The sequence below is a fragment of the Bifidobacterium sp. UTBIF-78 genome (assembly GCF_006408945.1).
Lineage (GTDB): Bacteria > Actinomycetota > Actinomycetes > Actinomycetales > Bifidobacteriaceae > Bifidobacterium > Bifidobacterium myosotis.
In genome coordinates, this window is the sequence record NZ_JFAO01000043.1 from 1 (window position 1) to 9137 (window position 9137).

Annotated in this window: 6 protein-coding genes and 1 pseudogene; 6 read left to right on the plus strand and 1 reads right to left on the minus strand. The window is 63.2% G+C overall.

Annotated elements, in window-relative coordinates; genetic code table 11:
* From BG22_RS09110 to BG22_RS09135, 6 genes and pseudogenes are all read left to right on the plus strand, one after another.
* Positions 1 to 792: ISL3 family transposase (locus tag BG22_RS09110; protein WP_140494981.1), on the plus strand; the 792-nt coding region annotated here is incomplete at its 5' end.
* Between the two features lie 957 nt (positions 793 to 1749).
* Positions 1750 to 2124, plus strand: a pseudogene (locus BG22_RS09115) (methylated-DNA--[protein]-cysteine S-methyltransferase); the annotation flags it as partial.
* A 362-nt stretch (positions 2125 to 2486) separates the two neighbouring features.
* A complete protein-coding gene (locus BG22_RS09120) occupies positions 2487 to 3965 on the plus strand; it encodes a DUF2974 domain-containing protein (protein WP_140494983.1) in 1479 nt (492 codons plus the stop codon).
* 537 nt (positions 3966 to 4502) lie between these two features.
* Positions 4503 to 5168: a TetR/AcrR family transcriptional regulator gene (locus BG22_RS09125; protein WP_140494985.1), complete on the plus strand. Its 666-nt coding sequence runs from the start codon at positions 4503 to 4505 to the stop codon at positions 5166 to 5168.
* A gap of 106 nt (positions 5169 to 5274) precedes the next feature.
* Positions 5275 to 6789 (plus strand): aspartate ammonia-lyase, encoded by a 1515-nt coding sequence (locus BG22_RS09130; protein ID WP_258186308.1) that lies wholly within the window; start codon positions 5275 to 5277, stop codon positions 6787 to 6789.
* A 128-nt stretch (positions 6790 to 6917) separates the two neighbouring features.
* Positions 6918 to 7715: a mechanosensitive ion channel family protein gene (locus BG22_RS09135; RefSeq protein WP_140494987.1), complete on the plus strand. Its 798-nt coding sequence runs from the start codon at positions 6918 to 6920 to the stop codon at positions 7713 to 7715.
* Between the two features lie 219 nt (positions 7716 to 7934).
* On the opposite strand, the gene BG22_RS09140 is transcribed toward BG22_RS09135, so the two are convergent.
* On the minus strand, positions 7935 to 9089 hold the full coding sequence (locus BG22_RS09140; protein ID WP_258186310.1) for a CPBP family intramembrane glutamic endopeptidase: 1155 nt from the start codon (positions 9087 to 9089) through the stop codon (positions 7935 to 7937).
* Positions 9090 to 9137: the final 48 nt, after the last annotated feature.

A 9137-nucleotide genomic window follows, 5' to 3' on the forward strand; every position in this document is an offset into this window, starting at 1 on the left:
GGGCTGCACGCCATCGGCGTGGACGAGACCAGCTACAGGAAGGGCCACACGTACATCACCGTCGTCGTCGACCACGAACGGCGCCGGGTGATATGGGCGCACGACGGGTACGGCAGGGACGTGTTCGACCTGTTCTTCAGGCAGCTCACCCCCGGGCAGCGCGCATCCATCCGGGTCGTCACCGGCGACGGCGCGAAGTGGATCGACTCGTGCGTGCACGAATGGTGCCCGGACGCGGAGCGCGTGCTCGACGGCTTCCACATCGTCAGCTGGATGACCGGCGCGCTCGACGACGTCAGGAAGCGCCTGTGGAACGACGCGAGGCGCGGCGGCGACGAGGAGGGCGTCAAGCGCATGCGCGGCGTCAAATACGCCGTGTTGAAGAACCCCGACCATCTCACCGACCGGCAGGACGAATCCCTCGCCGCATTGAGGAACACGGATCCCAAGGGACAGCTCTACCGCGCATGGCAGCTCAAGGAACTGCTGAGGAACCTGCTCAAACACCCGATCGGACAGGCCACCGCGGAACTCAAACACTGGGTGTTCTGGGCGTCCCACAGCCGCATCCCCGAGATCGTCGAGCTCTCCAGAAAGATCCGCAGGCGGCGGCCCGACATCCTGCGCACGATCGAGCTGGGCTACTCCAACGCCAGGCTCGAGGCGTTCAACAACAGGATCAAGGTCACCATCCGCATGGCCTACGGCTTCCACCACGTGGACAACCTCATCGCCCTGGTCATGCTCCGATGCGGCGGCCTCGACATCCGACTACCAAAGCCCACAACCTAACCCACGAAAACAGCACAAGCCTCTGTTTTTGTCAACCTTGTGAGGGGTTGTTGTGTCTCGCCCGGGTCGGTTTTGTGATGGGCGTGCTTTGCCTTGCCCTTGGCGGTTCGTTGCCATGGCCTGTGTCGGTTGGTTTCAGGCGACGAGGGTTTGTTCCCGGTAGAGGGTGCCGCTCCCGAGCATGCCGCAAATCACGTCGCAGCGGCGTAGGGCGAGGCGGCGAATCCGTAGACGAACCTCTGACGCGGGACACTGGGACATCCGGCACATCGTCAGGAGGGTTTCTGCGTTGTAAGGGGTACATTTCCACTTCCGCGAACAGCTATCTGCGCTGCAAGGGGTACCTTGCTCCCGCTATCGAGAGTATAAGAGCCACAACCGCTACGGTATTCCGCGGTTTTGCACGGTCTTCTACTTGGGTATGTACCCCTTACAACGCAGATAGCTAACTGCACAACCGGTGTACCTACCCTTCGCAACGCAAATAGGCCGACAATCGACGACTTGCCAAGCCTTGATGCCACCGATTCGCCCGCAGCCGAGCGGATAATGGTGGTCATGACACAGTTGGCGCAACGGCCGATGCCACATGTGGCACACGCCACGATCGACACCCCCATCGGCAGGATGATCATGACTTCGGATGGTTCATCCCTGACCGAGTTGTGTCTCGACGACTGGTGGTGGGCGCACCCCGGCTCGACCGCCGAAGCAATCGAGCTCACCGGCATTCGCGAAAACACAACCTCGAGCGGCAAGACCACCGTTCGCCCCGCGTTCTCGTGCGAACAGCAACACGAACAGCAGCATGAACAGCAACGGCATGCCGTCTCACCACTTGCGCCGAATGAGAAGCAGCACCCGGCCTTACATGCCAACGCCAACGCCAACAAGCACGATTACAACCACAACCACGACCCGCACGCTTGCAATGCGACCGACTCGCAGCATATCGAAGTGTTCAAGCAAACGAGGGAATGGCTTGCCGCGTATTTCGCCGGCGAGCGCCCGGCCCTCGCTTCGGCGCCCGCACTCAGGCCGACCGGCACTCCGTTCCAACGCGAAGTGTGGAATCTGGTCGCTGAAATCCCCTACGGCGAGACGGTGTCATACGGCGAGCTCGCTGCGGAGTTGGCCGAGCGCCGTGGCGGCGGACGCATGGCCGCACAGGCCGTGGGCGGTGCGGTGAAACGCAATCCGATCACCATCATCGTGCCCTGCCATCGCGTGGTCGGCGCAGGCCGTTCCTTCGGCGGCTACGGCGGCCGGCTGGACATCAAAGCCGCCCTCCTCGAGCACGAAGGCGTCGACCTCTCCCGATTTGACCTGTAGGGCGGATGCGCGGCAGACCGAACGTCACATCCCCCATACAACGCCATTCGCCAAGTACCGCGCCAGCAACCTCACGCATTATCCAACATCATTCCGCTTCATGGCGGGAATACGCCCGGCGACGTTCGCCGAGGGAGCACCACCAGCAAGCCATGCTGGCCGAAATCGTAGAATTTTGCCGGTAAGAGGCCACGGGCCCGCGAAGGCATGCCACAGTGTAGTCATACACTCTGCAATACGACATCCGCAGCGCATAAACGGCTACCGACTGAAGCAGCCCACACGCCCCGAAGCTCTGCGGAGGAACACGAACCACAGACTCCGCCGAGATGGCCACGAATCGACAGCCAAAGGAGGGCAGCATGGCCAGCATCGCTGATTATGTGCGCACTGAGGAGCGCTCGTTTGCCGAGCTGCCGCTCAATGAGGTGGATGCGCTGATTTTCGGCACGCTGATCTACGAGGACGTGGCCCGCATCTGCCCTACGCTGGCGCTGGACGAATCCGACCCCCAATCCGCAGACGGCTCGTTCGCGTCTCGCATCCGCTCGTTCGAGCCCGAGCATCCGCTTCTCTGGCTCAGAGCGCTGTGGCACCCGATGATGGAATCGATCAGCATTGCCGATGCCAATCAGAAGCTGCATCAATCGACCGCCAACGAGGAGAACGACAAGCCCCATGAGCAGCAAGTGGTCTCGGTCCTCGACCCGAGCCTGACCCACGCCCTGTTCCGAACATGCGCCAAGTCCCCGCGATTCGCCGGCGTGCGCCTCGGCGCCGTGGTCGAGCACGTCAATCGCGGCGAGCAGACACAGTTCGCCGCCGCGACGTTTCAGCTGCCGGATGGACGCAGCCGCCGCAATCCCACACGCAAAGGCACACTCGTCATCTCCTTCCGCGGCACCGACGACTCGTTCATCGGCTGGAAAGAGGACTTCAACATGTCCTTCCAGTACCCGGTTCCGGCCCAACGTGCGGCGAGCGCCTATTTGGACACGGTGGCGCGCCTGTGGGCCGGGCCAATCATCCTAACAGGCCATTCCAAAGGCGGCAATCTCGCGGTTTACGCGGCGATGAACGCCGACGCCAAGGTCCAGCGTCGCATCCAGCACGTCTATTCGCTGGACGGCCCCGGCTTCCCGCAGGAGATCGTGACCAGTCCGGCCTATCGGGCGATACAGCCGAAGGTGACGAAGATCGTGCCGAGCTCGTCGATCGTCGGCATGATTTTCGAGACGCCGGAGCCATGCCGCGTGGTCGCGTCCGATTCCGACGGCATCATGCAGCATTCGTCGCATACTTGGCTGGTGAACGGCGACCAATTCGTCACCGAGCCGGATCTCAGCTCCAGTTCGCAGCTGTTCAACGAGCGACTCAATCAGTGGGTGGTCTCCCTGACTCCCGAACAACGCGAGCGGGCCGTGGACGCGCTGTTCCGCGTGCTGCACGCCAACGGCGCCACCCGGCTCAGCGATCTGATGGGCAATCTTCCGGCCGCGATCCCCTCCATGCTGGGCGCCTACGTGGGGCTCACACCCGAAGACCGGCGGCATCTGACCGAGGCAATGGCGATTCTGTTCAGGGCAGCCGCCACCAAGCGCAAGCCAGCGGCGACGGCCGGGACATCTGCGACTGAGTCCGCGACTTCGCCATCCGACGCGCCATCCGACGCGCCATCCGTTGCGCCCGCTGCAGAACCAGCGCCAGCAACGGACGCCATCGCGTCCGCAGAAGGCATCGACCCCAACGCGACGACGGCCGCCCCCGCATCCCAGCATGGCTCGCAAGCCCCAGCCCCATCCGCCCCAGACTCCCCCAGCTCGACATCATCCGCAGCCTAAGCCATGGTTCCGCGCGCGGGTGTACCTGCGGCGAACGTCTGCACCCGTGTGCCTATCCGCACCTCAATAATCCCAAGCGTCCGTTTATGGTCAGGAATGTAGCGCTACTGACCAGAAACGGACTCCCAGAAGGCACTCAGCGTCCGTTTATGGTCAGCAGTTCAGTCTTCCTGACCATAAACGGACGCCCCGCGGTCGATTTGCGTCCGTTTCTGGTCAGGACTGCCAGCGTGCTGACCAAAAGCGGACGCACCAGACCGAAGCGATCAATAACCCTCCTTTCAGCCGAAGAGACCCACGCACCCACGCTCACCAGTAAATTGGTTATACTGTATAATAAACTGAGTTATTAGACAGACTGACCACCCGCATCCGCTCGGACTCACGTCATACCCACAGGCCGCACAGCAGGCAAGCGAACGGTGAAAACCGTAAGCCAATGCATGCGGCCCCGGACCGTCGCGCGTGACCGGCCTGCACCGGTGCCCGCCCAGACCGAGCCCGGCCCACAGCGCAAGAACCGCACAAGGAGGACCAATGCCACGCCCACGCCATGATTCCGAGGTCCTGCCCGCCAAGGAACGCCTCGAGAACGCCTTCTGGGAGCTCCTCGCCGACCGCGACTACCGTAAGATCACCGTCACGGATGTAGTGCGTGAGGCCGGAGTGAACCGCAATTCGTTCTACTACCACTTCTCCAGCCTTCCCGAACTGGCCGATTCCGCCATCCTGCATCAGGTGGAGTCCAGCACGGTCCAGCACCGCCCGGACCCGAACGGCGACGCCGAGGAGCAGTGGAGCGAGCGGGTCACCGCCCTGCTCTCCGACCCGGAGCAACGCCAGCGACTTGACCGTCTGGCCCTGCTCGCAGGCCCTCACAGCACGCTGGACCTGACCGAATCCCTGCGTGATTTCGCCCGACTGCAGCTCTTCAGCATGCTTCAGCTCAATCCGGAACACGTTGACCTGAAAACCGACCTCATGGTCGAATTCACCGTCGGCGGACTGCTCGCCGTGCTACGGCGCTGGCCGGAGCTCAGTGACACCATCGAGCTCAAGGACCTGCTGAAGGAGGACGTGGCCGTACTGGCCATGGGCACCTATCTGGCCATGAGCCGCGAGGACATGCTCGCCCATTGGAACCGCATCTTCGCCCATAATGCGCAAGGCCTCACCGCTCACGACACGCACGTCTGCCGATGACGCCCAACAGCGCAGGCGCCGCTAGACGATACTGGTGAGGTTTCTCACAAGGCGCAACTACCCACGTCTTCTGGCATTTCGGCGCCGGCGACGGGACAATGGAATCATGAGTGAAACGACGAACACCATCTCCATTGCCAAGGCCGCCGATCCATCGACCATCAGCCCATCGACCACCGATCCATCGACCGCCAATCCCGCCGCCACCCGCCTCGAGCACGACTGCATCGGCCAGCTGGAGGTGCCGGCAGACGTCTACTGGGGCATCCACACCCAGCGCGCCATCACCAACTTCCCGGTCTCCGGCATCACGGACGCGCAGCATCCGGAGCTCATCCGCGCCTACGCCACAGTCAAGCGCGCGTGCGCCATCGCCAACGAGGAACTGGGCCTGCTCGACCACGACAAGGCCGAGGCCATCCGTCAGGCGTGCCTGGAGATCGAGGCCGGCAAACTGGCCGACCAGTTCCCGGTGGACGTGATGCAGGGCGGCGCCGGAACCTCCTCGAACATGAACATGAACGAGGTGATCGCCAACCGCGCGCTGGAGATCGCGGGACATCCGCGCGGCGACTACCACTACATCCATCCGAACGACGACGTCAACGAGTCCCAGTCCACCAACGACACCTACCCTGCGGCCTGCAAGCTCGCGCTCATCGACGCGATCGGCCCGCTCGCCGAGGCTACCAAGAAGCTCGCACGCGCCTTCCACGACCTCGCGGACAAGCACGTCAACGACGTGACCATCGGTCGCACCCAGCTGCAGGACGCCGTGCCGATCACGTACGGCCAGGAGTTCCACTCCTTCGCCACGCTGCTGAAGTCGGATCTCGCCGCATTCGACCGTGTGGTGCCACTGCTCGCCCAGCTCAATCTGGGCGCCACGGCCATCGGCACCGGCATCTGCGCGGATCTCCGGTTCCGCAGGTCCGCCATCGACCATCTGGGCCGCATCACCGGCCTGCCCGTCACCGCCGCACCCGACCCGGTGGCCGCGATGACCGACATGGGCGCATACGTGGCCACCTCCGCCGCGATCAAAAGCCTCGCCGTGCACCTCAAGAAGGCCGCCGACGACCTTCGCCTGCTCAACTCCGGCCCGCGCTGCGGTTTCAACGACCTCGACGTGCCCGCGCGCCAAGCCGGGTCGAGCATCATGCCGGGCAAGGTGAATCCGGTGATCCCCGAATGCGTGAACCAGTGCTGCTTCATGATCTTCGGCATGGACGTGACCGTGAACTGGGCCGTGGCGGAAGGGCAGCTGCAGCTCAACGCCTTCGACCCGGTGATGGTCCATGAACTGCTGAGCGGTATGTCGCTGCTCACCAACGCCATGACCATCTTCCGCACCAACTGCGTGGAGGGTATCAAGGTCAACATCGAACGCGGCCGCGAATTCGCGCAGTACTCGCCGTCGATCTCCGCTGCCCTCAACCATTACATCGGATACGAGGCCGCCGCCGACATCGCCGCCGAGGCCGTGCGCTCCGGCCGCACCGTGCGCGAGGTGGCCGGCGAGCGCACCGATCTGCCCGCCGAGCAGCTTGACGAGATCCTCGATCCGATCCGTCTGGCGCGCGGCCTCGGCCAAACCTGTCGCGAGCACCAGCAGCAATAAGCTCCCCGCGTTTGCCGGACCTACGCATACCAGCGCGGCCTATGCGGTGACAGTCCCGGTCCACCGATCGGCTCTGTCACCGCCGGGCTCAAGGCAAACCTGTTCCGCCGGGCTGTTACGGTGGCCATATGACCGATTTCAGAAACTTCATGGCAGGCTGGCTGCAGACGAACGCCGGCAAGCTCATCTGGCTGGTACTGGTGCTGGTCGTGGCGTTCGTGGCCAACCACATCGTCAGCCGACTGCTGCGCAAAGCGCTCGACAAGTCGCAGATCCCCAGTGCCTCGATCTTCATCAACCTGATGCGCGTGGTGATCTGGACGGCGGCGGTGGCGATGGTGCTGCAACCGGTGTTTGGCATCAACCCCACCACACTGGTCACCGCCCTCGGCATCGGAGGTGTGGCGATTTCGCTGGGCCTTAAGGACACCATCGCCAACGTGATCGGCGGCTTCGGACTCATGCTGGGCCGTGTGATCCAGCCCGGCGATCTGGTGACCATCCAAGGCACCACCGGCACCGTGGTGGACATCACTTGGCGTCACTCGATGATCGAGACGCGTGGCGGCGACCGCATGGTCATCCCGAACTCCATCCTCAACACCGCGGCCCTGACCAAGCTCACGCCGTCGAGCGAGGGCATGGTGACGCTTGAGTTCACCGCCAAGGTCTCCAGCGACCCGGCCGAGGTGAGCCGCGACATCCTCGCGCGCGTCACGCAGGCCACCGCCGATATGGCCCTCGAGGGGCAGCCGCCGCTGGTCAAGTTCACCGGTTTCTCGCCGTACGGCATGACCGGTCAGGTGCTGCTGTTCGTGCGCCCCGGCGTACTGCTTTCGACCGCGCGCGACCGCGCCGCACGGGCCATCGCCACGCCCGCGCCGGATTATCTGGTGGAGGACGGCGGCTCGGCCCACAATCTGTGACCACGTCCCCGTGTTCCGACAGGGCATGATACCCCGCTAGCGCAGATATGGCAGTGGCTCCCTTCCGATGAGAGGGAGCCACTGCCATATCTGCTGTAATCGCTGTATCAACGCTGTCGGCCTCAATCGCAGCCCCCGGGTACAATCCAGAGGCAATCCGGAAGCAATCCGGATACGATTCCGTCAGTCCCAACGACCGGCCGGCCCGAAGGAATCGGCTCACATCAGCAGCGCCACACCCGTCAGAGCTATGGTGAGCAGCAGATAGCTGATCGTGCCGATGTTGCCGTACGCCGTACGCGCCACACGCCCTGCGGGCAGTTCCTCGGGTGCCGTGTAGAACTCCCAGCTCTTGCGCTTGACGATGAGCAGCACGATGCCGGCGATGGTCAGCGCAAGCAGCACCATGACGTAGAGGGAGTAATAACCGAGTCCGGTCAGCCTTGCATCCGCCGTCTGCACCAAACGCAGAAGCTCCTCGTTGCTCATGGAACCGTCAAAGAAGTGAGGATCGACCTGCCGGATGATCAGCGGCCCCACCACCGAACCGTTGAGATTGAACAACATGTGCATGAGTATCGGATAACGCAGACGCGAGGTGCGCGTATACACGTACCCGAGGAGGAGGCCCATGCCGAAGGCGTAGAAGAACTGGTACAGGTTGTAGTGGAACAGAGCGAACGCCAGAGCCGAATACAGGATCGCCGTCTTTTCGCCATATCGACGCAACCGGGAGATGAGCTGCTGACGGAACATCCACTCCTCGAAAATCGGCGCGAGCACGACGAGGAACAGCACATTGACCCACCAGTCACCGCCGGCGAGAATGTCGATGATTCGATTCGAGGACTGTCCCCGGCTCAGCACCAACGACAGTACCGTGCCGATAATATTGCCGACGTATCCGACTGCCACGACCATGATGAAGATCCGGAAGAACTCACCGGCGCGCATGGGGTATTGGGCGGTGCGCAACACCGGCACGCGCGTGGCGATGAGCATGCTCAATGGCATGGCGATCAGGTATATCGTTCCCGAAGAGACCAGGACCGTCGCCCACATCGGCGCATCATCGCCGAATACCGAGCGCAGGATGGCTCCACCTGTCTCGGCCGTCACAAGCCAGATCAGCATCATGGCCACGATTGTGGCTCCGATAAGCGAGAACCGCCGGCGGGCGATGGCCAGCCAATCGCGTCCCGGACCGGAATGCTGTGTCGGGCGCGGATCGGACGGTTGCGGTTGCGGCTGCGGCTGATGCGCATTGGATGACGTATCGGGCTGCAGGCTATTGTGCTGCACCACAGGTTGCGATGGCTGAGTGTTGTCCTGCTGCGGCTGCATTTCCGGAGCGGACGGCATTGTCTCGTTCATGTGGTTCCCCTATCCTCACTGGTTCGACAGCACCGATCTCGTATGCCT

What these genes read in the sequence shown, in the direction of transcription:
- BG22_RS09120 (WP_140494983.1), top strand. Translation starts at nt 2,487, where the DNA reads ATGGCCAGCATCGCTGATTATGTGCGCACTGAGGAGCGCTCGTTTGCC.
- BG22_RS09125 (WP_140494985.1), top strand. Translation starts at nt 4,503, where the DNA reads ATGCCACGCCCACGCCATGATTCCGAGGTCCTGCCCGCCAAGGAACGC.
- BG22_RS09130 (WP_258186308.1), top strand. Translation starts at nt 5,275, where the DNA reads ATGAGTGAAACGACGAACACCATCTCCATTGCCAAGGCCGCCGATCCA.
- BG22_RS09135 (WP_140494987.1), top strand. Translation starts at nt 6,918, where the DNA reads ATGACCGATTTCAGAAACTTCATGGCAGGCTGGCTGCAGACGAACGCC.
- BG22_RS09140 (WP_258186310.1), bottom strand. Translation starts at nt 9,089, where the DNA reads ATGAACGAGACAATGCCGTCCGCTCCGGAAATGCAGCCGCAGCAGGAC.